At 39.8% G+C, this 22,924-nt stretch carries 18 protein-coding genes, 3 rRNA genes and 1 riboswitch (1 of these 22 only partly in view); of the genes, 3 read left to right on the top strand and 18 right to left on the bottom strand.

Going from position 1 to position 22,924, the window contains the following annotated elements; genetic code table 11:
* Positions 1-105: 105 nt before the first annotated feature.
* The 6 genes from BAOM_RS01655 to BAOM_RS01630 all read right to left on the bottom strand — a co-directional run bounded on the left by BAOM_RS01655 (position 106) and on the right by BAOM_RS01630 (position 6,762).
* Positions 106-1,173, bottom strand: coding sequence for a D-alanine--D-alanine ligase (locus BAOM_RS01655; protein WP_127758796.1), 1,068 nt, complete (start codon positions 1,171-1,173; stop codon positions 106-108).
* Between the two features lie 256 nt (positions 1,174-1,429).
* Positions 1,430-2,200 (bottom strand): hypothetical protein, encoded by a 771-nt coding sequence (locus tag BAOM_RS01650; protein ID WP_127758795.1) that lies wholly within the window; start codon positions 2,198-2,200, stop codon positions 1,430-1,432.
* A gap of 330 nt (positions 2,201-2,530) precedes the next feature.
* A complete protein-coding gene (locus BAOM_RS01645; RefSeq protein WP_127758794.1) occupies positions 2,531-2,896 on the bottom strand; it encodes a rhodanese-like domain-containing protein in 366 nt (121 codons plus the stop codon).
* A gap of 144 nt (positions 2,897-3,040) precedes the next feature.
* Positions 3,041-4,303, bottom strand: a complete 1,263-nt coding sequence (locus BAOM_RS01640) for a cation:dicarboxylate symporter family transporter (protein WP_127758793.1) — start codon at positions 4,301-4,303, stop codon at positions 3,041-3,043.
* Positions 4,304-4,462: 159 nt separating this feature from the next.
* Positions 4,463-4,605, bottom strand: a riboswitch (cyclic di-AMP (ydaO/yuaA leader).
* 232 nt (positions 4,606-4,837) lie between these two features.
* Positions 4,838-6,085, bottom strand: coding sequence for an efflux RND transporter periplasmic adaptor subunit (locus BAOM_RS01635; protein ID WP_127758792.1), 1,248 nt, complete (start codon positions 6,083-6,085; stop codon positions 4,838-4,840).
* A gap of 14 nt (positions 6,086-6,099) precedes the next feature.
* Positions 6,100-6,762: a G protein-coupled receptor family protein gene (locus tag BAOM_RS01630; RefSeq protein ID WP_127758791.1), complete on the bottom strand. Its 663-nt coding sequence runs from the start codon at positions 6,760-6,762 to the stop codon at positions 6,100-6,102.
* A gap of 290 nt (positions 6,763-7,052) precedes the next feature.
* Here BAOM_RS01630 and BAOM_RS01625 point away from each other — a divergent pair, with 290 nt between their 5' ends.
* Positions 7,053-9,095: a molybdopterin oxidoreductase family protein gene (locus tag BAOM_RS01625; RefSeq protein WP_127758790.1), complete on the top strand. Its 2,043-nt coding sequence runs from the start codon at positions 7,053-7,055 to the stop codon at positions 9,093-9,095.
* Positions 9,096-9,244: 149 nt separating this feature from the next.
* Positions 9,245-9,691 (top strand): hypothetical protein, encoded by a 447-nt coding sequence (locus BAOM_RS01620; protein WP_127758789.1) that lies wholly within the window; start codon positions 9,245-9,247, stop codon positions 9,689-9,691.
* A 6-nt stretch (positions 9,692-9,697) separates the two neighbouring features.
* On the opposite strand, the gene BAOM_RS01615 is transcribed toward BAOM_RS01620, so the two are convergent.
* On the bottom strand, positions 9,698-10,561 hold the full coding sequence (locus BAOM_RS01615; protein WP_127758788.1) for a LysR family transcriptional regulator: 864 nt from the start codon (positions 10,559-10,561) through the stop codon (positions 9,698-9,700).
* Positions 10,562-10,682: 121 nt separating this feature from the next.
* On the opposite strand from BAOM_RS01615, the gene BAOM_RS01610 reads away from it, so the two are divergent.
* On the top strand, positions 10,683-11,459 hold the full coding sequence (locus BAOM_RS01610; RefSeq protein ID WP_127758787.1) for a class I SAM-dependent methyltransferase: 777 nt from the start codon (positions 10,683-10,685) through the stop codon (positions 11,457-11,459).
* A gap of 243 nt (positions 11,460-11,702) precedes the next feature.
* Here the strand turns inward: BAOM_RS01610 and BAOM_RS01605 are convergent, their stop codons facing one another.
* The 11 genes from BAOM_RS01605 to BAOM_RS01555 all read right to left on the bottom strand — a co-directional run.
* Complete coding sequence (locus tag BAOM_RS01605) at positions 11,703-12,551, bottom strand: tyrosine-type recombinase/integrase (protein WP_127758786.1); 849 nt, start codon at positions 12,549-12,551, stop codon at positions 11,703-11,705.
* A gap of 113 nt (positions 12,552-12,664) precedes the next feature.
* On the bottom strand, positions 12,665-13,450 hold the full coding sequence (locus BAOM_RS01600) for a sirohydrochlorin chelatase (RefSeq protein WP_127758785.1): 786 nt from the start codon (positions 13,448-13,450) through the stop codon (positions 12,665-12,667).
* On the bottom strand, positions 13,451-14,227 hold the full coding sequence (cobA, locus tag BAOM_RS01595) for a uroporphyrinogen-III C-methyltransferase (protein ID WP_127758784.1): 777 nt from the start codon (positions 14,225-14,227) through the stop codon (positions 13,451-13,453).
* Positions 14,228-14,297: 70 nt separating this feature from the next.
* Positions 14,298-14,891: an adenylyl-sulfate kinase gene (gene cysC, locus BAOM_RS01590; RefSeq protein WP_127758783.1), complete on the bottom strand. Its 594-nt coding sequence runs from the start codon at positions 14,889-14,891 to the stop codon at positions 14,298-14,300.
* Positions 14,892-15,058: 167 nt separating this feature from the next.
* Positions 15,059-16,198 (bottom strand): sulfate adenylyltransferase, encoded by a 1,140-nt coding sequence (gene sat, locus BAOM_RS01585; protein ID WP_127758782.1) that lies wholly within the window; start codon positions 16,196-16,198, stop codon positions 15,059-15,061.
* A gap of 43 nt (positions 16,199-16,241) precedes the next feature.
* Positions 16,242-17,306: a sulfate permease gene (locus tag BAOM_RS01580; protein WP_127758781.1), complete on the bottom strand. Its 1,065-nt coding sequence runs from the start codon at positions 17,304-17,306 to the stop codon at positions 16,242-16,244.
* 12 nt (positions 17,307-17,318) lie between these two features.
* Positions 17,319-18,020: a phosphoadenylyl-sulfate reductase gene (locus BAOM_RS01575; protein ID WP_127758780.1), complete on the bottom strand. Its 702-nt coding sequence runs from the start codon at positions 18,018-18,020 to the stop codon at positions 17,319-17,321.
* Between the two features lie 749 nt (positions 18,021-18,769).
* Positions 18,770-18,931: a hypothetical protein gene (locus BAOM_RS24790; protein WP_252282896.1), complete on the bottom strand. Its 162-nt coding sequence runs from the start codon at positions 18,929-18,931 to the stop codon at positions 18,770-18,772.
* Between the two features lie 500 nt (positions 18,932-19,431).
* A 5S ribosomal RNA gene (gene rrf, locus BAOM_RS01565) occupies positions 19,432-19,547 on the bottom strand.
* A gap of 65 nt (positions 19,548-19,612) precedes the next feature.
* A 23S ribosomal RNA gene (locus tag BAOM_RS01560) occupies positions 19,613-22,546 on the bottom strand.
* Between the two features lie 168 nt (positions 22,547-22,714).
* A 16S ribosomal RNA gene (locus BAOM_RS01555) occupies positions 22,715-22,924 on the bottom strand; it runs 1,340 nt beyond the window's last position.
* The 16S, 23S and 5S rRNA genes sit together here, the layout of an rRNA operon.

The raw sequence follows: 22,924 nt of genomic DNA, 5'->3' as shown, positions 1-22,924 counted from the left end.
GTTCCTCCTATAGGCTGTTTCATTATAAAACAAAGCAGAAGCCTATACATTCTAGCGCTTCTGCCTACATCCTACCTCATCTAATTAACAAATAAATAACAATAGTTATACTGTATATTTAATTTTTTGTTTCTCTTCATAACGTTCTTGCGCAAGTTGGACGAGCTTTTCAATTAAAACTGGATATTCCACCCCTGTATGCTTCCATAATAACGGGAACATACTAAATGGCGTAAAACCAGGCATTGTATTTACTTCATTAATATAGAAGTCCCCTTCTTTTGTTAAAAAGAAATCTGCACGAACCAACCCTGAACAATCTAACGATTTAAACGCGGTAATGGCCATTTTAGATAATTCTGCGTACTGCTCTTCTGTCACATCACCTGGAATAACCATTGTCGACTTACCATCTGTATATTTTGCTGTATAATCATAGAAGTCTTTTCCTGAAATAATTTCTCCTGCAACCGAGCAAGCAGGAGAATCATTTCCAAGCACACCAATTTCAATCTCGCGTGCTGTAACGCCTTCTTCGATAATAATTTTTCGGTCAAACTGAAACGCCTCTACGAACGCCTTCTCCAATTCCTCACGGTTAGAACACTTACTGATTCCAACACTTGAGCCTAAATTCGCCGGTTTTACGAAATTAGGATAGCCGAGTTCTGCTTCTACTTGGTTATAGACTTCTTCTCGATTCGCTTCCCATTCAGAACGAATTAACCATGTATACTTAACTTGCGGCAAGCCCGCTTGTGCAAAAATATTTTTCATAATAACTTTATCCATACCTGCCGATGACGCTAAAACACCATTACCTACATATGGTAAGTTTAATAATTCAAACATCCCTTGAACCGTACCATCTTCACCATTTGGCCCGTGCAATAGCGGAAATAAAACATCATAGCCATCTTCATTTGTTTCATTCGCTTTTTGCAAAGAAAGCGGAGCTACTTGACTTCCATTTGGAAATGCTAATTCTTCAACGTTTTCAACTGGTGCTGTCAATTGCGGCCCTTTCACCCAAGCTCCTTCTTTTGTTATGTAAATCGGATATATATCAAATTTCTCCAAATCAAGTGCTTTAATAACCGCCATTGCCGTTTGTAAGGAAACCTCATGTTCTGCAGATTTTCCACCATAAAGCAAGCCGAGTTTAGTTTTCATTTATGTGACCTCCATTATTCTTTTCACCATTATTTATTGTATCATTTCTCAACAAAAACGAACAAAGTTTTATTAAATAGAGTGCGTTACATAAATTTGTTAATTATTACTATTGTGTAACATACATATTTATCGAATGACATTCATTGCATTCTATGTCACCACACAACTAATTATATGTGAAACTTCATTCGGCAACGAAATTTATCCTACACTAAAAGAACACTAAGCCCCTGCTGATGAAAGTTTCACTTTATCATTTATTTAATACAATTGACCATTCCTTCGTTTTCCATAAAAAAGTAATATAAGCATCGGGTTCTTGCTTCTGCAGCTCATAGTAATAATCCAGCATGTCATCCATATTCGTGAAATCCCCTACTACCCATATTGGAATCTCCATTTTCACTCTCGTTTCAATAGCATGTTTAAGAGAAAAAACAACCCCTTCAGAGAGCATAGCAGACAACTCCTCAAGCATTTCCACTGGTATAATAGGTAAATCTCGTTTTTTCCTCAAACCAAACCACGTTCTATCTGTTTTTAATCCTTCAAGCTTTAAAGAAATAACACTGCCTAACATTTTATAATACATAGGTAATGAACGATAATAAATTTTACTAAACCATCCATCGTCCTGTGATAAGTAAACAAACTGATTATGTAATTTGGAAAAGAACGGCTGTTTTAAATGATGCTTCATATGCCCAAGATAGAGCAGCTCAGCCAACTCCATTCCGCTCAATTCATCTAAACTATCCTCTTCTTGAAAGTCAATCCAACAAAACTCACCATACGTTCTCACATCTTGTTTAATAAATTTCGCTACACCTTCACTCGGTACATAATCTAAAGCAACATTTAAATTAAATTGTGTATCACCATAATCATGTTTTAACAACAAAAGATGTTGCAATGGCTTTTCTAAAGAATTAACAAACTCCCAAAAGCTCATCCCATTTGAAATCACAAAACGTTCAGAAGCTTGCACATGCATATATAAGATTTCCCTAATCTCATGCTTCATAACCCACTTCCCTCCGACCTTTCCGTGGAATTAGAGCGCTCATTTTATCAATTTTCTTACTTCTTCACAATCACATGATATTTCGTTAACCTTGTACATTCATTTAAAGTCATACTATCATACCACTAAAGTGGAATAAACCCTTGAAGGCAGAACAAAGTTCATTCCATTTAGGAAATATCACCATATAATGGTTAAAATAAGGGATTACAGGAGTATTTTATACATAAACAGTGTAAAATTAGACACTAAAACATAGTGACAATTTGCTCATTCACAAAAAAAGAAACACCATTCCAAAAGATAGGACGGTGTTTTTTTTAGAATTTCTTAATCTCTCCAGGCGTTTATACCACCACTAACATTCTCAATTTGTTCGAAACCTAATTTTTTAAGTATTTTTGCCGCACCTATACTTCTCATTCCACTATGACAAATGATAACTACCGGCTTCTTTTTATCCAACTCATTCACTCTTTGCTTTAACAAGTGAAGGGGGATGTTGCCAAATTGCGGTATATGACGGTCGTTATATTCAACTTCAGAACGAACGTCAATATACTGTTTTTTTACCTTTAACGATAAATCATTCGCTAAATCTTCTGTTGTAATACTCTTAACCCCTTTTACTGGTAAAACCTTAGACAAAGCAAACACGGCTATTGTTACAAACATGAGCAACGTGATCCAAGACATCTATTCTCCCCCTCTATATACCGACTTATGTATGTATATTTTTATCTTAGTAACCTTCCTTCTTTTTTGTCAAACAAGTCTTCTCTGTAAAGATATAGCTATAAAAAAATCCAGAGCAGCATCACCGCTCTGGATTTTATATCATTATGACACTTGCTTCACTTGTTCATCTGCTGCTGAAGGGTTAAATTGCCCTTCCCATTTAGAAATAACAATTGCTGCTAGCGAATTTCCGATTACGTTTACAACTGTACGTCCCATATCTAGAATACGGTCAATACCCGCAATAAACGCTAAACCTTCAACTGGGATTCCAACAGTTCCAAGTGTCGCTAATAATACAACAAATGATACGCCTGGAACTCCAGCAATCCCTTTCGATGTAACCATTAACACAAGCATTAATGTAACTTGATCCATAATACTCATATCAATACCGTACATTTGCGCAATAAAGATGGCTGCTAATGCCTGATATAAGGTTGATCCATCAAGGTTAAATGAGTAACCTGTCGGGATAACGAAAGAAGCGATATGTTTCGGACAACCTGTTTTTTCCATTTTGTCCATAATTCTTGGAAGAACCGCTTCAGAGCTCGCTGTTGAGAAAGCTAAAATCAATTCTTCTTTTAAGATTTTAATCAGTTTAAAAATACTAAAGCCAGCTAATTTTGCGATAAGCCCTAATACAACTAGAACAAAGAAAATCATCGTTCCATATACAGAAAGAGCTAACTTCCCTAATGGAATCAGGGAGGCCAAACCAAACTTAGACACTGTTACCCCAATTAATGCAAATACACCGAATGGAGCAAATTTCATAATCATATTCGTAACATAGAACATCGCCTCTGCTACTCCGTTGAAGAATTGCAGAACCGGCTTTCCTTTATCTCCAATAGCTGCGATTCCAAGCCCTAGCATAAGCGAGAAGAAAATAATGGCAAGCATATCACCATTTACAATAGCTGCAATTGGATTAGTTGGGACAATATGGACGATCGTCTCAATAAAACCCGCTTCTTCCTTATGCTCTGCTGTATCTACATAACTCGAAATGTCAGTTTGTTCTAATTTATCCATATTCACACCAGCACCAGGCTGAAGAACATTCGCTGCTATAATTCCAACGATAATCGCAATCGTGGTAACGATTTCAAAGTAAAGGATTGCTTTACCACCAATTTTACCTACAGCTTTCAAATCACCGACACCTGCAACAGCAACAACAATACTTGCCACAACAATCGGTACAACAATCATTTTAATCAGACGTAGAAAGATATCTCCGATTGGCTGCAAATATTCTTGAGCAGTTGTATTACCATAAAAAATAGCCCCTACAACCACACCAATCAGTAAACCAATGAAAATCTGGCTAGCTAAACTTAATTTGAATTTTTTCATACATCCCTCACCTTTCATGATAGTTTTTGTAAAAAAACAGTTGTTTCGGTAAAGGAAACAAAATTGTTGATAAAAAGAAAGCCTTTTTTGCAGCTAAAAAGAACTTTCTTTTGACCAAAAAAAGACACAACCCGTGCCTTTATCACAAAGATTCACATATTGTTTCCTTTAAGTCGCTTACGAGGTTAGCTGTCGGGTTAGGATTTGGAAACAAATTGCCCTTTCATTTCTGAATTCACCCCTAGCAGAAAGTTCTGCAAATTCGGGTCCCCCGCTCTAAAAAGATTCAGCGAAATAACACCCTCAATTCATACTATCTCAAAATCATAAATGTGTAAACGTTTTTTTATATCTCAATAGTTATTTTCTCTGGATGAAGTCTCTTTTATTCTGGATTTAACCGCTTTCTATCTATGTTATTTATTTGCAATAGAATTTTTATAATTATATTAATATAAATAATTTTCTGAATAAAACATTTATTCAGAAAACAAAAAAGGACTTCACTATGGAAGACCCTTCAGTAAATTAAAACTATTTCTCCAGTAACCCAACTAAGAAATAACGCCATTTCTCACGAGTTGAAAACGTGTTATACGTATCTAAGTTTACCTTTTCTGTTTGAATTGGAGTAATAAACATTGAATGATTTTTCGGAATTGCCCTTGGTGTAATAAGCACCATCTCTCCTTCTGCTGGACCAGAAGTAATCTCAAGCTTTTGATTCGCTCTTAATCCCGCTGTAACATATTGTTTATTCACATATCCATTGTTTGTTAACTTAAATACAAAGAGGTCGTCCTTTCCATACACCGTTTTCTCCGGAATCGTCGGAACATCTACCGCTTCATTTGTAACGACCGTCATATCTACCTTTGAACCGAGGGCTAGCGACGATATTCCTTCTTCATCCGCTTCCATTACGACTTGAAACGGAAACATCGATTTTTGATTAAGAGAAGGTTCTGACGCTGGATAGTTTTCCACACGTCCAACTGTACCATTAATCCCTTTCTCTAAACGCGGAGATGTAATTTTAACTGGCATCCCAACTGCTGTTTTGTGTAACTGCGACTCCGAAAGAACACCTTTTACAGCTTGTTGAGTAGAGGCAATAGTCACCACTGGATTGTTAAGTGATTGATTAATCTGTTTCACAACCCCATCCACTTCTGCATCAATCGTAAGCGGCCCGCTGAGTTCATTCATCGCTGTTAATTGTGAATCCAGCCTTGTCTTTCTCTCTTCTAATTTACTTTTTTCTAATTCTTGTTTATAAATTTCTTGTTCAAGTGTGCTAATAATTAAATCAGAAGAAGCATTGCGATCCAAACTTACACCATCTTGCACAATTTCCGAAACCGTTGAAGCAGTAGGAACTTGCGTTTTGTAATCCGTTAACTTCTTAATATATGCCTCTATTTCCGTTATCGCACCAGTTATCTCAGTAATTTCCCGCTCAACTTCCCCTTTATTTTTCTCTAAATCCTTTACTTCGTATTCAAATAAAGGTGTACCCGCCGTTACTTCTTCCCCCTCTTTCACAAGAAATCGTTGAAACTCTTTACCCGATTCATCAAAGTACACTTCATATTCCTCAGCAGGGATTGTAACCCCCTTCGTCTCAAACGTTTCCGTTACGGTTGCGGCCTTAACTTTTGTCCAATCTTCCACAAAAATCGAACGCGATACTTTACTGTCCTCTTTTGTAATTAAATAGAGGTTCGTTGCCAGTAACGCACCTGAAACTACTACAGCTGAAAGTACTTTCCATCGTTTCATCTTTCTTCATCCCCTCAAACAAATACGCTCACTTTTACATAGGCCAATAATGCATTCAAAAGCCAAATTGCTATATAGCTTAAAACAATAACCGCCAGCAAGGCATATGTATTTCGCTCCGTCATTTTTTTCAGATAATAATACTGTATGGCAATCACAAGCACTTGAAAAATTGTAATTTCACTAAACAAATGAATAACATATTCTTGTGAAACTAGATACTGACTGATTACTCCTAAAGAGAAAGGATTTGCATCATGATTAATATCCATATAAACAAAAAAAGGAAGGAGAAGTACTTTTTCTAACAATTGCACAATAAATATAATCATTTGGACAATTAAAATTTTTAAATACGCAATATCTGTTAAAGCCCATACAAATAGAGCAATGAGAAACAAATAAATCGTTGGATAAAGAAGTCCTGCTACAGCATTTCCTGCTAGAATAAGCAGCTTGCCCATTTCAAATTCACTTTCACCTACCCCAACGAGCTCTTTCGAAAACGATTCTGAGCCAATTCCAAGAAATCCATATAAGCAAAAAAGAAGAAGACTAGCGACATATAGAATTACAATATTTCTTCCGATATGTGTCACTGCTTCTGCATCTTGCAACTTATATCGACTTCTTTCTGGCGTAAACAAACCTTTCATTAATCTTACCTGGTAAATCATTATCTGTTCCCCCATGTGTTTGGAATATTCTTCTCTATTCTACTTCAAATTTCACCCAAAGGGCAGAATAAACCATTAAAAAACTAACTCTTTTCACCTATAACAAATACTACATTCACTATATCCTGTACAATAGAGTTATGATTGTGAACCCTAACCTGTAATGTATGAATAGTGTACACCCAATAAATACACCTAAAGGCTATTTTCTTCCCTTTAGCAATTCACTAGTATTCCTGGTAGAATAAAATAAATACTATTTTGTTTTATTATGAAGGGAGAGGTACACCCTGCAATCCTATATCAATCAACTAGATGGGGTCTTCCCCTCCGTTTGCTCGCTTGATTGTCCCGATCAATGTGGTCTGCTGCTTCATAAGAAAGACGGGAAAATCATTAAAGTCGAGGGGGATTCTACCCATCCAGTTACTAAAGGGAATATTTGCAATAAAGTTCGGAATATGACAGCTCGCATATATGATTCCAAGCGTCTGTCACAACCATTAAAGCGGATTGGTGCGAAAGGAGAAGGAAAATTCGTTCCAATCAGTTGGGAAGAGGCCATTGATACTATCACCTCCAAATGGAAAACCTTGATTAATCAACATGGGCCCGAAAGCATTCTGCCCTACAGTTTTTATGGGAATATGGGAAATCTTAGTGCAGAAGGAATGGATCGGCGCTTCTTTCACAAGCTCGGCGCTAGCAGGCTTGAGCGCTCCATTTGCAACGCAGCTGGTGCAACTGGCTACAGCTATACGATGGGCGGCTCTTTCGGCGTTGACCCCGAAGAAACCATTCAGACGAAGCTTTTTATCATGTGGGGAATCAATGCTGTAAGTACAAATATGCATCAAGTGACAATTGCCCAGCAGGCTAGAAAAAACGGTGCAAAAGTTGTGGTTATTGATGTGCATAAAAATCAGACTGGAAAATGGGCCGATTGGTTTATTCCTATTCTGCCTGGTACAGATAGCGCCCTAGCCCTCGGCCTCATGCATATTTTATACGCTGAGAATCTAATCAATCAGTCCTTTCTCGATGAATATACGGTGGGCTCTGCTGAACTACGCGAACATGTCCGCCAATATGACCCGGCTACAGTCTCAGCTATTACTGGTGTTTCCATTGATGATCTTTATACATTAGCTCGTATGTACGGCAGCACCACTCCATCATTCATTCGAATCGGTAACGGCTTGCAGCATCATGATAATGGCGGAATGGCTGTACGAACAATCGCCTGTCTTCCTGCTCTTACCGGTCAATGGGTCGTAAAGGGCGGCGGTGCTACGAAAGGAAACTCCGGTTACCTGGCATTTAACACGAATGCCCTGCAGCGGCCTGACTTATTACAAAATAAGAAAACACGTGTCGTTAATATGAACCAAATTGGACAGGCCCTTTTAACAAAAGAAAAACCTATTCGCTCTTTATTTGTTTACAATTCCAACCCGGTCCTTGTGGCCCCCAATGCGAATAAGGTTCAGCAAGGGTTGATGCGCGAAGATTTATTTACCGTTGTCCATGATTTATTTTTAACCGAAACAGCCATGTATGCTGACCTAGTCCTGCCAGCTGCTTCGTCTTATGAAACGGAAGACTTCTATACTTCATACTGGCATAATTACGTACAATTACAAAAACCAGTAATAGAAACATACGGTGAGTCAAAATCCAATGTTGAGTTATTCAAACTGTTAGCCGCTAACATGGGCTTTGAGGAAGCATCTTTTCAAGATTCAGAGGAAGATATGATTCGTCAGGCATTAGATTTTCCTGATAACCCTTATCTAGAGGGAATTACCTATGAATCTCTTTCAGAAAATCAATTTGTTAAAGCTAAGATGAGCCCGCTCTTCCCAGGTAAACTGCGAACACCTAGCGGCAAAATTGAACTCTATTCTGAACAAATGAAACAGCATGGATACGAACCACTGCCAACGTATACTCCCATTGTTACAGACTCTGATTTGCCATTTTTATTCATACCGGCGCCAAATCATAATTTCTTGAACTCTACTTTTTCCAATAATGATAAACATATCTCAATGGAAAAGGAACCAAAACTGCATATGAACATAGCAGATGCTCTTAAACTAGGAATCGATACCGACGATATGGTCCGTATCTGGAACGAGCGCGGTGAATGTATCTTAAAAGCGGCTCCCGGTGATAATGTCCTAGCTGGCGTCCTTGTTAGCCAAGGATTATGGCAGAACACTTCCGATAAGAAGCAGCACATCAATGCTCTTACTCCAGATCGACTTGCTGATATGGGGAACGGTGCCGTCTTCTTCTCCGGCCGAGTCAATCTTGAAAAAGTGTTATAGTTCCTGAAAAATAATTCATTTATTGAATAAAAGTCCGATTTCAACATCAATCGGACTTTTTCTTATCCCTTATTGTTATTCAGTTATGTCAGTCAAATTAAGCGGGTTATTAAATCAAAATAAGAGAAAAACAGAAAAAAGGTGATTCAATGAAACTTCTATATGGCATAACCGGTTTCTATAACGCAAAAGAGGTTCCCCCGCCAAGCATTGAGGAAAAACGATTTAAAGATATCTGTTATTCAGTCCTCCTCCATCATAATGGAACGGTTTTATCCTTTCACACACAACTGGAGGCTACTAACTTTTATCAAGTTCAAGTGAAGGTTTTCAATCGACTTATTTATATCCTTCTCAATGCTCACTATCCTATCATCGCCTTTGCTGCAGAGGTTAAAGACTCTTATATCCTATTCACTAATGAATCTATTCTCTCGCAAGAATTTAGCCCTTATTATACCGTTTACAGTAAAGAAGAGTTAAGTAAACCTTTTTCACTTAATACCGAACACTCATTAAACGATGCCGAACTTCAACAAGTTGCTTATTGGAAACCAGAGAAAATCGGAGACCTTCTCTTTAATTTTTGGGATTAAGGCGATTTAAAAATTCACAATCTCTTCTCCCAAAAACTGACTAAAGGCTGCGGCTTCGTTTGTTTCTACTTTTGTTAATATATATGTAGCTGATGCAGGCGGACTAATTCGATTACTTTTTACTTCTAGCAATTTACCCATACTTATTTCTTCTTTCACCATCGAACGAGGCAAATAAGAAATACCAAGTCCTTGTTCGATAAATTTCTTTGTGATTTCTACCTGATTAACTGCCATTGTTCGAACATTTGGATACAATCGCTTAATATCATGCAACAGGTCATTCCAATAGGCAGGATGATTATGCGTAATTAACCGATACGTATGTAATCCCGCCTTTTCATCCAAACTTACATCATTAGGCCCCACTAATATAACCGGTTCTTCATGAATCATCTGGCACTGAATATTCGTTTGTATAGGTTTAACTCTTGTTAATCCTATATCTGCTCTTCCTGCACTCACTTCTTCACCGATTTCATACGATTTCAATACATTGATTAACACTTCTATATCAGGATACTGATCCATAAAACTGCGTAATAAGAAAGGCAATACCGATGAAGCAATTTGCGGTGCCGTTGCAATACTTAATTTACGTTTATAGCCTTGTTTCCACGCTTCGAATTCGTCTAATCCTTGTTCATATTGAGCAAGAATCTCCCTTGCATACGGAAGAAAATGATGCCCTGCCGCTGTTAACGCAACATGTTTACCGACTCTTTCAAACAACTGACTATTTAATTGTTCTTCTAATCTTTTTATATGCTTTGTAATCGCAGGCTGCGTTACAAACAATTCTTCTGACGCTTGACGAAAGTTTTCATACTGTGCGGCTATTATAAACGTTTTAATCCATTTAATATCCATAACGACTCCCTATTATAATAACATTTTGTTATTAATTTTTTCTTTTTTGTTAATTTTTATTATATATCCCATCAAGTATAATTCCATTAACACAACTATTTCATGATAGGAGCGAGTGAAAATGGGAAAAATGCAAGCAACAAACGATCATTGGAATGCCAATCTATATGATATCAAACATGCCTTCATATCTCAGTACGGGAATCATTTAGTCGAATTATTAGCTCCCCAAAAAGGAGAAAGAATTCTAGATCTTGGCTGCGGTACAGGCGACTTAGCTAACAAACTATTAAAATCAGAATGCGAGATTATAGGGGTGGACCAATCTCCTAACATGATTCAACAAGCAAAAGAGAAATATCCGCATATTGATTTTAGCGTACAAGATGCCACAAACTTAAGCTATCAGAACGAATTTGATGCGGTATTTTCTAACGCTGTCCTTCACTGGATAAAAGAGCCAAGTGCTGCGCTTCATTGTATTTTCCATAGCTTAAAACAAGGTGGAAGATTCGTGGCAGAGTTTGGTGGAAAAGGTAATGTACAAACGATTACAAATGAAATCATGAGGCAATTCGCAAGCTTAGGAATGACAGAACAAGCTGAGAAGTTTCCATGGTATTATCCAAGCATCGGTGAATACTCAGCTTTAATGGAGGAGACTGGATTTAGAGTTACCTTTGCGCAGCATATCGACCGACCAACTCCTTTGGACGGCGAGAATGGATTAAGAAATTGGATTGAAATGTTTGGCGGCACAATGTTTGAAGGGGTAACAAAGGAAACAAGAGAAATAATCATAACGAAGGTCGAACAACATCTAAAAGAACATTTATATATAGACGGTCAATGGGTAGCAGATTATAAACGAATTCGGGTGATTGGAGTAAAAGAATAACAAACTCAAAATACATTTTAGGCTAGCAGGGGGAGAGAGCTCTCCCCCTGCCCCCATTTAAGACGTATTCATCCTCTTCTGATTGTATACTTTCTTAAGTACAAGGCTATGCTAAACCGTAGGCTCACACGAAGTGAATCAACAAGCCACAGTATCATATGACATAGCCGAGTACAAAAAAAGACAAAACCTAATAAGATTTCGTCTTGAATATCTTCATCTTATAACAGAGCTTGCTACCAATCAGCTTCCATTCTTATCATGATTAAACACTTGGTCAATCGCATCGACAAACGAATCATCTTTTACTCTTACATAGCGCTTTGCCATATTTAAATCTTTATGTCCAGCTAATTTTGAAACGGTAAGCACATCCACTCCATTATCAATTAACCTTTGGCAAAATGTATGACGTAATTTATGCGGATGTACATTATATTTTTTCAAAAGATACTGCACAGAACGCGGTGTCATCCTTTGATTATAACTTGAGATGAATAAAGGCTCTGCTTGTTCTTTTAATGAATCGAGATAATTTTTCAAATGCGCTTGAGCTGCATCTGTTAGCGGTACTGTTCGATCGATCTTTCTCTTCGCATTCCGCACCTGGATATACCACTTATTACTTTCTACCACAATGTCTTCGCAGTCTAAATCACATAATTCTGAAACACGAATACCGGTATGTAACAACAGATAGACAATCGTAATATTGCGTAAATTCCCTTCTGCTACCACCATTTTTAATAAAGCCGCTTGTTCCTCATCACGTAAAGAATCAGGAGCTTCTTGCTTCGCTTCATTTACTCTCCGCTCCACAGACAGCATTACCTGCGGTTTACCAAGGTATTTATAAAAAACAGATAATGCCATATAATGTTTTTCAATAGTGCCTGAACTTTTCTTGGAATTTTCTAAAAAGTCGAGATACATTTGTATATGTTCTGTCTCTACTGACTCTACTTTCATTTTACTATACTCATAAAATTGCGAAAGAACACCAGTATATGTTTTAATTGTATTCTCCGATTTACCTTGACTACGCAGCCATTCAGCAAACGAGAGTATCACTGCTTCTTTAGTAGAATCCATCGCTAATCCCCCAATGGCAAATACAGAATTAGCATTATTTTAACATACATTTTTCCAGAAGGCGAAAATACCGTTGTTTGAAGTGTATCTTTCCAAAGAAAGATACACTTCACCTATTCCATAATCCCCTTATACTGTCCATTGAATGTATAGCTTGAATCTGTATTTCTCATGGCTTCTAGTACTCGTTCTGTGAATACTTCCTCTACTTTCGAATCATATCCTAAGTAGCGGCATAACCTAATATTATTATTCTCTTCTTGTGCAAGTTGTACTTGACTCTCAATTTTTTTCATGAGCACTCCAGTAAATAATAAGTAAGGTACGAGAAAAATAGACCGATTTTTCAACAGCGTCAGTTCGGCAAGCATATCTTCAAACTTCGGTTCTGCTGCTACCAAATAACATATTCTAACATCCTCTATATGAGAGTGCTTCTTGACCAACTCTCCAATGGATTCTAAATCCTTTACAACATCCGGATCTGAACTTCCTCTTCCAATTAACACAATCACAGAAGAATCCGGATACCCCTCATTTTGTTCCAACACTCTTTCCACTACACTTTCAGCCATTTTCTCATGCACACCAATCGGTTTACCATAAGTCACTTGAACCCCAGGATACTGCTGAGATACCTTTTCTAGCTCAAGTGGAATATCATATTTTGCATGTACCGCTGTCAGCAGTAAAAGAGGTACGACAGCTATATGTGTGGCCCCCTGTTGGACACAAGATGAAAATCCTTCTTCAATAGAAGGAGAGGCAAGCTCAAGAAAACATACTTCTTGAATCTCTGCCTCCACATGTTTCTGACAACGGGAGAGAAAGGCAATCGCTTCCTCACAAGCTTTTTTGACCCTGCTTCCGTGACATACATATAGCACTGCCTGTTTCATTTACAACGCCTCGCTGATTGGTGATAAAGTTTGGATATTCTCCTTGAACCACTTTAGTTTTTCTCTGTAGCGTACGACTTCACCGATAATAATCATGCTCGGATTTTCAATTTGTTCTTCACGGACAATATCTACAATAGTCGCAAGCGTTCCCGTCACCGTTTTTTGAATATCCGTTGTCCCCCAATGAACAAGAGCAATTGGGGTATCTTCACTCTTCCCATGTTTCAAAAGTTGTTCGCGAATATAAGGAAGATTGCTTACTCCCATATAAATCGCTAATGTATCAATTCCCTTAGCTAAACTTTCCCACTTTTCATTTTCTTGTCTATCATTTTTATGATGACCCGTAACAAAGGCTACACTTGAACTGACATCCCTATGCGTAACAGGAATACCGGCATAAGCGGAAGCAGCGATGCCAGAAGTGATTCCCGGGACAATTTCAAATGGAATATTCTCCTTTACAAGCTCTTCTGCTTCTTCTCCACCTCGACCAAAAACGAAAGGATCGCCACCTTTTAATCTCGTCACAATCTTTCCGCTCTTCGCATAACGAATTAAAAAATGATGAATTGTTTCTTGTGTCATTGCGTGATGGTCTGGCTGCTTACCGCAATAAATAAGTTCTGCGCCTGTTTTTGCATAAGAAAGCAGTTCCTTATTGACAAGGCGATCGTATAAAATAACATCCGCCTGCTGTATACATTTGATTGCTTTTAACGTAATCAATTCTGGATCACCAGGCCCTGCACCTACTAAATATACTTTCGCCATGTTTGTGTTCCCCTTATTCATTGATGATGATTTCCTTATTTTTACCGATGCCCTAAAAAGAGCACTCTTATTATATTAAACCTTTTTCTGTCAAAATATTTGTTAATTGTTCAACACATTCGTCAATTGTGTAACGTTCTGTATCTAGTACAATTTCAGGGTTTTCTGGCTCCTCATACGGTGCACTAATACCTGTGAAGTTTTTAATTTCTTCATTACGCGCTTTTTTATAAAGCCCTTTTGGATCTCGCTTCTCACATGCTTCAACGGAACACTTAATGTACACTTCTAAAAACTCATTTTCTTCCACTAATTCCCTAACAAGATCACGATCAGCACGATATGGCGAAATAAAAGCCGTTAAAACAATTTGGCCGCTCTCCACGAACAGCTTCGAAACTTCACCAATTCGTCTAATGTTTTCTTTACGATCATCCTCATTAAATCCTAAATCTTTATTCAAGCCATGACGAACGTTATCACCATCTAGCACAAATGCTTGATTTCCTCGTTCAAATAATGTTCTTGCAAACGCATTTGCTACAGATGATTTCCCAGATGCAGACAATCCTGTAAACCAAAGAATAAAACTTTGATGCTTATTTTGTTTTCTTCTTTCATCCTTAGAAATAGATGCTTCATGCCAAACGATATTTGTACTCAATTGAATTACCCCTTCCTTATCGGTCCTATTATAAAAATTATTATTTTGTATAAAGACGTCATTTCAAAAAACTTTCAGCTATGTTGAAAAGTAGCTCTGGTTTCATGAAACCAGAGCTAGAATGAGCTAACAATCATTTTATTGAAAAGATTGTTTAACCAAACTCCTTATGAAAGAACTTCTTGTTTAAGCCCTTTAATTAATACTTCAACGACTTCAGGTCGGCTAAATGTACTTGGTGGAACTTCTCCACTGCGAAGCATTTGTCTAACCTTCGTTCCAGACAGGATAATATGTGATGAGCTGTCATGTGGACATGTTTTCGTTGTCGCCATTCCTTCACATTTACTGCAATAGAAGCTGTGCTCGAACTTCATTGGTTTAATGCCTAGCTCTTCTTCCTCAAATTGATCAAATAGCTTCTGAGCATCATATGTTCCATAGTAATCGCCAACACCTGCATGATCGCGACCTACGATAAAATGCGTACAACCGTAGTTTTTACGAACAAGCGCATGGAAAATTGCCTCTCTTGGACCTGCATATCTCATCGCTGCAGGAAATACACCTAATTGAACACGACTTTCAGGATAATAGTTTGATAGAAGCACTTCATAGCTTTCCATTCGAATAGCTGCAGAAATATCATCTGATTTTGTTTCACCAACTAAAGGATTTAAAAATAGACCGTCAACTGTTTCTAAAGCTGCTTTTTGAATGTATTCATGTGCTCTATGAACCGGGTTTCTCGTTTGGAAACCAACAATTGTTTTCCAGCCTTTTTCCTTGAAAATTTCTCTTGTTTCGATTGGATCGAATGTATATTCTGCAAATGTTTTTTCTGGTCTTTTCACTAATGTAATTTTACCGCCAACATATAATTCAGGGCGTTCATGTAACTTTTTAACACCTGGATGCTCTAAATCAGTTGTGCCATACACTAATAATGCTTCTCTTTCTTTATCCGGCTCATAAATATCTTCTACTTGAATCAAGCCGTATACTTCACCTTGATAGCTAAGTTTAGCCTTTTCTCCTACTTGCAAATCGCTTGCCACTTCTTTTAAAACCGGCAACGTAATCGGAATGCTCCAAGCTGTTCCAGAAGCTAATCGCATATTTTCTACAACATTCTCATAATCTGCTTTCGATAAGAAACCATCAATTGGGCTGTACCCGCCAATTCCAATCAATTCAAGATCACTTAAAGCAATCGCATCGATTTCTATTTCTCTATCAATTCCTTGAAGAGATGTTTCTGGATGATAAGCTTGGATTAATACTCCTCCATGTGGTTGTAAACTCATAATTTTTATCCTCCTAATTAGACAATTATACTCGGTTTTAAGGTTAAATTCCTCCGCCTTCTTCATGTATCGCTTGCTCTTCTTCTCGCATTGCTTTCATTAAGCTAATCGCTACCAATGTACCTACCATAACGCTTAGCAGCACAATAACGGAATACAAATCGCTTTCTAAAAAGAGCTTAACTAAAAAATAAGAAATAGCCAATGAAAATATAGGAGAAACAACCCAAATTCTAACAATTTTCTTTACAATATTCTTCTGAAAAAGCTCTTTACCATTTTTCGCTACCCCAAGACCAATAATCGCTGCGGAAGTGACTTGAGTAAGCGGGACAGGTAAGCCAAAGATGGAGCTAATACCAACTAGGACTGCACCTGTTCCGGAAATTAAAATCCCCTCTGGTTTTGAGAATTTTGTGATTTTCTTTCCGTTTGTTTCCAAAACTCGTTTTCCAAGGAAAATGGCCCCGATGGCTACAAATGCCCCGCCAATCCATATTCCTTTTGTCACAGAGATCATCCCCGCACCTACAAGCGGGCCTACTGCGTTAGCCACATTGTTCATACCAGCCGAGAAAGCTTCAAGGAAACCGGCAAGAATTAAAATAACCGTTAACCAAGGGCGATCTTGTAAATAGCCTTTTTGCTGAACGATACATAGCAATTTACCAAATAACCAAGCCGCGCCGAAGGCTACGATTGGCACCAGCACCCAAAACATCATAATCACTAACAGCGATTTAACAAACAGTACTTGGTAAGCAATCCCAACCCCTACAACGGCGCCAACCGTTACTTCACTCGTTGATAAAGGAATACCAAGAAGATTGGCAAAAAACAACGAGCTTGTAGCAGATACTAAAATAATGACGACAATCTTGACATTGATTATATCTTGCGGAACAATCCCGGAGCTAATCGTTTTTACGACTTCTCCACCGCCTAATACTGCTCCTGCAAAAACACCAAGCGCACAAATTAGTAAAGCATAGCGTGCTTTTGAGACTGCACCTGCCCCATAAGCAACCCCCATCGAGGCTGCAGCCCCGCTGGCTCCAATATTCATTGCAAAAAATAAACTAATGGCTATTGCTATATATTCAAGCATATAGCGAATCCTTTATCCGTGTAATCCACATTCTGTTTTCCCTTGCCCTTGCCATCTACCAGAACGCAGGTCATCTGCATTAAACGCTGGTGCAGTGCAATGGGAACAACCTATGCTTGGATATCCTTGATCATGAAGAGGATTGTAAGGCAAATCATTCTTATGAACATAGCGCCATACATCTTTCCACGTCCAATGAATAAGCGGGCAAATTTTCACCGATTGGAACTTATCATCGCGATTAATATATTGAACATGCTTTCTTGTTTCAGATTGTTCGCGGCGCAAGCCAGAAATCCAAGCCTTAGAGTCGGATAATACTTCATTCAGGGGAACCAACTTTCGTATTTGACAACACTGATTAGGATTGCTCTCCCACAATTTATCGCCAAATTCCGAGGCCTGCTCCTCTAGGGTTAACTTCGGCTTCTTCATAACAATATTTAAACTTGGGTACTTCTCCTTCACACGTTCAATTGTTTCGTATGTTTCTTTAAAATGAACATCTGTATCTAGAAAAACAATCGTCGCATTCGGCTTTACTTTAGAAATCAAATCTACTAAAACAATACCTTCAATCCCGAAGCTACAAGCATAGACAATCTCTTCTCCATACTGTTCGTAGCTCCATTTCAAGACGTTCAACGCCGCCTTATATGTTTCATCAAGTTCAAATTCGATAGTCGGCTCCTGCCAATTTTCATATGTTAACATCTGATCACGTCCTTTTTATTTAAACGAAAGAGGTGCTTTAACAAAAAGACATAATTCTCCCTATATCCCTAATATCCTTGTTAAAACACCTCCAGTTGTCTAGACAGCATTGTTTATATTGAATTATCCACTTGAATGATGTTCCTATTCTGTTTAATTCACATCATTCAATGTTTTTCATAAATAAACTTAATTCAGAAAATTAAAGAAGCTTTCTCGATTGAAAGACTGGTTTTGTAACCTTATCTTTCAAACTGAGTGTATCTTTTTCTGAATACAGCACCTTATATACACAGGTTGCTCCACTTCATAGGACTAGTATTCTATCCCTTCATCTTTCTAAATAAGTTATATATTATATTAAATAAGAAATATTATTTATGTTCAAATATTATCATATATTTCAAATAAGTCAACTAGGTTTTAACAGGTTAATGGTGGAAAATACATAATATTTAAAAAACTATTGACTCCCGGCGAATGAATTGTTATATTACTAGTAATTCAATCGGTATTATAATTTCTTCAGGGGAAGAAAATGCCCACCAGTCATCTGGAGGCCTTTACGACAACACAATTCAATGTGTATGGTAAAGGCCTTTTTTATAGGGGAAATATACATGCCATTATTCTTAAATGCGCTAAAAATACAATTAGTCACTTTATAATATTTTAAGCTTTCACTTTATTAAACGATTAGTCCAAACAGCTGGATGCGGAAAGTTTCCCATAAATCTCCCTGCAGATTGTTATGCAGCAAAACCATTGTGGTAAACCGTTAACACACTTGCGGAAACATTTACCCTTTCCTCTGTACCCAAGCATATCGGGCTGATTGGTACAGTATCAACTACATTTAACAGACCTTCCCATTCCGCTCGTAAACTCATTTCCCTCGACCATTTAAGCAACGGTCGAGCAGCGTCCTCCCTGTCGTTGTTCAAGCAGGCTCTTCTGAAACTGGACAGCGGAGGTAACTCCTTACAGCATGGCCAACATTTGAAGAAGCACAAGCCTTTTGTGCTGATGTATAAGGAAGAATAGCGAAGTATGATTGTTCATCAGATAAATTAAAAGTTATGCGAGGTTCCTCCCTGTTATCGGAAGAACAGAAGAAGAAGAAGATGTTGCTCTCTTATCAACTATGGTTATTGTTGACTTATCAGGCCGCCCTCTGCCTAAACTAGACCAAATAAATGAAAAAAAAGAGCTGATTCCAAGTTATTAAACTTTTTTGTGAAGGAAGACATCAAGTAAATGGGAGAATGCTTATTTGTTCTGTCCATCTCCACTTTATCGATGAAATTCATTGATTTATCAACCAGATTTTCATTTTATCAATGAAAACAAGTCATTTATTAACGGCATAGAAAAAAAGACCAGCAAGTTTGCTGGTCTTTTTTTCTATTTTGCTTGGCGACGTCCTACTCTCACAGGGGGAAACCCCCAACTACCATCGGCGCTGAAGAGCTTAACTTCCGTGTTCGGAATGGGAACGGGTGTGACCTCTTCGCTATCGTCACCAAACAATATAAGGAACGTTGTTCCTTCAAAACTAGATAATAAGAAAGCATTGCGTGTTATCAAAACAATAGGTTAAGTCCTCGACCGATTAGTATCAGTCAGCTCCATGTGTCGCCACACTTCCACCTCTGACCTATCAACCTGATCATCTTTCAGGGGTCTTACTAGCTTGCGCTATGGGAAATCTCATCTTGAGGGGGGCTTCATGCTTAGATGCTTTCAGCACTTATCCCGTCCGCACATAGCTACCCAGCGATGCCTTTGGCAAGACAACTGGTACACCAGCGGTGCGTCCATCCCGGTCCTCTCGTACTAAGGACAGCTCCTCTCAAATTTCCTGCGCCCACGACGGATAGGGACCGAACTGTCTCACGACGTTCTGAACCCAGCTCGCGTACCGCTTTAATGGGCGAACAGCCCAACCCTTGGGACCGACTACAGCCCCAGGATGCGATGAGCCGACATCGAGGTGCCAAACCTCCCCGTCGATGTGGACTCTTGGGGGAGATAAGCCTGTTATCCCCGGGGTAGCTTTTATCCGTTGAGCGATGGCCCTTCCATGCGGAACCACCGGATCACTAAGCCCGACTTTCGTCCCTGCTCGACTTGTAGGTCTCGCAGTCAAGCTCCCTTGTGCCTTTACACTCTACGAATGATTTCCAACCATTCTGAGGGAACCTTTGGGCGCCTCCGTTACCTTTTAGGAGGCGACCGCCCCAGTCAAACTGCCCACCTGACACTGTCTCCCACCCCGATCAGGGGTGCGGGTTAGAATGTCAATACAGCCAGGGTAGTATCCCACCAACGCCTCCACCGAAGCTGGCGCTCCGGCTTCACAGGCTCCTACCTATCCTGTACAAGCTGTACCAAAATTCAATATCAGGCTGCAGTAAAGCTCCACGGGGTCTTTCCGTCCTGTCGCGGGTAACCTGCATCTTCACAGGTACTATAATTTCACCGAGTCTCTCGTTGAGACAGTGCCCAGATCGTTACACCTTTCGTGCGGGTCGGAACTTACCCGACAAGGAATTTCGCTACCTTAGGACCGTTATAGTTACGGCCGCCGTTTACTGGGGCTTCAATTCAAAGCTTCGCTTGCGCTAACCTCTCCTCTTAACCTTCCAGCACCGGGCAGGTGTCAGCCCCTATACTTCACCTTGCGGTTTCGCAGAGACCTGTGTTTTTGCTAAACAGTCGCCTGGGCCTATTCACTGCGGCTCATCTGGGCTTTAACACCCTAATGAGCACCCCTTCTCCCGAAGTTACGGGGTCATTTTGCCGAGTTCCTTAACGAGAGTTCTCTCGAACACCTTAGGATTCTCTCCTCATCTACCTGTGTCGGTTTGCGGTACGGGCACCCTACATCTTGCTAGAGGCTTTTCTTGGCAGTGTGGAATTAGGAACTTCGGTACTATATTTCCCTCGCCATCACAGCTCCGCCTTCATGGAAACGGGATTTGCCTCGTTTCCGGCCTAACTGCTTGGACGCGCATATCCAACAGCGCGCTTACCCTATCCTCCTGCGTCCCCCCATCGCTCAAACGATGTATAGGTGGTACAGGAATATCAACCTGTTGTCCATCGCCTACGCTTTTCAGCCTCGGCTTAGGTCCCGACTAACCCTGAGCGGACGAGCCTTCCTCAGGAAACCTTAGATATTCGGTGGAAGGGATTCTCACCCTTCTTTCGCTACTCATACCGGCATTCTCACTTCTAAGCGCTCCACCAGTCCTTCCGGTCTAGCTTCAACGCCCTTAGAACGCTCTCCTACCACGGACATCGTAGATGTCCATCCACAGCTTCGGTGTTATGTTTAGCCCCGGTACATTTTCGGCGCGGAGTCACTCGACCAGTGAGCTATTACGCACTCTTTAAATGGTGGCTGCTTCTAAGCCAACATCCTGGTTGTCTAAGCAACTCCACATCCTTTTCCACTTAACATAAACTTTGGGACCTTAGCTGGTGGTCTGGGCTGTTTCCCTTTTGACTACGGATCTTATCACTCGCAGTCTGACTCCCGAGTATAAGTATTTGGCATTCGGAGTTTGACTGAATTCGGTAACCCGATGGGGGCCCCTAGTCCAATCAGTGCTCTACCTCCAATACTCTCAATCTCGAGGCTAGCCCTAAAGCTATTTCGGAGAGAACCAGCTATCTCCAAGTTCGATTGGAATTTCTCCGCTACCCACACCTCATCCCCGCACTTTTCAACGTGCGTGGGTTCGGGCCTCCATTCAGTGTTACCTGAACTTCACCCTGGACATGGGTAGATCACCTGGTTTCGGGTCTACGACCTCATACTCATTCGCCCTATTCAGACTCGCTTTCGCTGCGGCTCCGTCTCATCAACTTAACCTTGCATGAAATCGTAACTCGCCGGTTCATTCTACAAAAGGCACGCCATCACCCATGAACGGGCTCTGACTACTTGTAGGCACACGGTTTCAGGTTCTCTTTCACTCCCCTTCCGGGGTGCTTTTCACCTTTCCCTCACGGTACTGGTTCACTATCGGTCACTAGGGAGTATTTAGCCTTGGGAGATGGTCCTCCCTGCTTCCGACGGGATTTCACGTGTCCCGCCGTACTCAGGATCCACTCAGGAGGGAACGAAGTTTCAACTACAGGGTTTTTACCTTCTTTGACGGACCTTTCCAGATCTCTTCATTTACCCCGTTCCTTTGTAACTCCATGTAGAGTGTCCTACAACCCCAAGAGGCAAGCCTCTTGGTTTGGGCTAATTCCGTTTCGCTCGCCGCTACTCAGGAAATCGCGTTTGCTTTCTCTTCCTCCGGGTACTTAGATGTTTCAGTTCCCCGGGTCTGCCTTCAGTACCCTATGTATTCAGGTAAAGATACTGTTCCATTACGAACAGTGGGTTTCCCCATTCGGAAATCTCCGGATCAAAGCTTACTTACAGCTCCCCGAAGCATATCGGTGTTAGTCCCGTCCTTCATCGGCTCCTAGTGCCAAGGCATCCACCGTGCGCCCTTTCTAACTTAACCATTCAAAAAATCTTACTCGGTGTTTTGAAAATTGACGCAAAAAAATATTGCCTTCTATCTATTATCTAGTTTTCAAAGAACAAAGTTCTGAATGAATTACTCATTCAAAACTGAACAAAACAAAAGCGCCTATTTAATGAAGAACCGAGATTCTTCATTTTTCCTTAGAAAGGAGGTGATCCAGCCGCACCTTCCGATACGGCTACCTTGTTACGACTTCACCCCAATCATCTATCCCACCTTAGGCGGCTGGCTCCAAAAGGTTACCTCACCGACTTCGGGTGTTACAAACTCTCGTGGTGTGACGGGCGGTGTGTACAAGGCCCGGGAACGTATTCACCGCGGCATGCTGATCCGCGATTACTAGCGATTCCGGCT

The sequence above is a fragment of the Peribacillus asahii genome, from assembly GCF_004006295.1.
Classification (GTDB): domain Bacteria; phylum Bacillota; class Bacilli; order Bacillales; family DSM-1321; genus Peribacillus; species Peribacillus asahii_A.
Note: the sequence above shows the minus strand (reverse complement) of the source record. Positions and strands in the feature narration are given on the sequence as shown.

Excerpts from the sequence above, each read along its gene's own strand:
- BAOM_RS01630 (WP_127758791.1), bottom strand. The coding sequence starts at position 6,762 with ATGATTTACCAGGTAAGATTAATGAAAGGTTTGTTTACGCCAGAAAGA.
- BAOM_RS01610 (WP_127758787.1), top strand. The coding sequence starts at position 10,683 with ATGGGAAAAATGCAAGCAACAAACGATCATTGGAATGCCAATCTATAT.
- BAOM_RS01635 (WP_127758792.1), bottom strand. The coding sequence starts at position 6,085 with ATGAAACGATGGAAAGTACTTTCAGCTGTAGTAGTTTCAGGTGCGTTA.
- BAOM_RS01600 (WP_127758785.1), bottom strand. The coding sequence starts at position 13,450 with ATGAAACAGGCAGTGCTATATGTATGTCACGGAAGCAGGGTCAAAAAA.
- sat (WP_127758782.1), bottom strand. The coding sequence starts at position 16,198 with ATGAGTTTACAACCACATGGAGGAGTATTAATCCAAGCTTATCATCCA.
- BAOM_RS01615 (WP_127758788.1), bottom strand. The coding sequence starts at position 10,561 with ATGGATATTAAATGGATTAAAACGTTTATAATAGCCGCACAGTATGAA.
- cobA (WP_127758784.1), bottom strand. The coding sequence starts at position 14,227 with ATGGCGAAAGTATATTTAGTAGGTGCAGGGCCTGGTGATCCAGAATTG.
- BAOM_RS01575 (WP_127758780.1), bottom strand. The coding sequence starts at position 18,020 with ATGTTAACATATGAAAATTGGCAGGAGCCGACTATCGAATTTGAACTT.
- BAOM_RS01640 (WP_127758793.1), bottom strand. The coding sequence starts at position 4,303 with ATGAAAAAATTCAAATTAAGTTTAGCTAGCCAGATTTTCATTGGTTTA.
- BAOM_RS01655 (WP_127758796.1), bottom strand. The coding sequence starts at position 1,173 with ATGAAAACTAAACTCGGCTTGCTTTATGGTGGAAAATCTGCAGAACAT.
- BAOM_RS01645 (WP_127758794.1), bottom strand. The coding sequence starts at position 2,896 with ATGTCTTGGATCACGTTGCTCATGTTTGTAACAATAGCCGTGTTTGCT.
- BAOM_RS01650 (WP_127758795.1), bottom strand. The coding sequence starts at position 2,200 with ATGAAGCATGAGATTAGGGAAATCTTATATATGCATGTGCAAGCTTCT.
- BAOM_RS01605 (WP_127758786.1), bottom strand. The coding sequence starts at position 12,551 with ATGGATTCTACTAAAGAAGCAGTGATACTCTCGTTTGCTGAATGGCTG.
- BAOM_RS01620 (WP_127758789.1), top strand. The coding sequence starts at position 9,245 with ATGAAACTTCTATATGGCATAACCGGTTTCTATAACGCAAAAGAGGTT.
- BAOM_RS01580 (WP_127758781.1), bottom strand. The coding sequence starts at position 17,306 with ATGCTTGAATATATAGCAATAGCCATTAGTTTATTTTTTGCAATGAAT.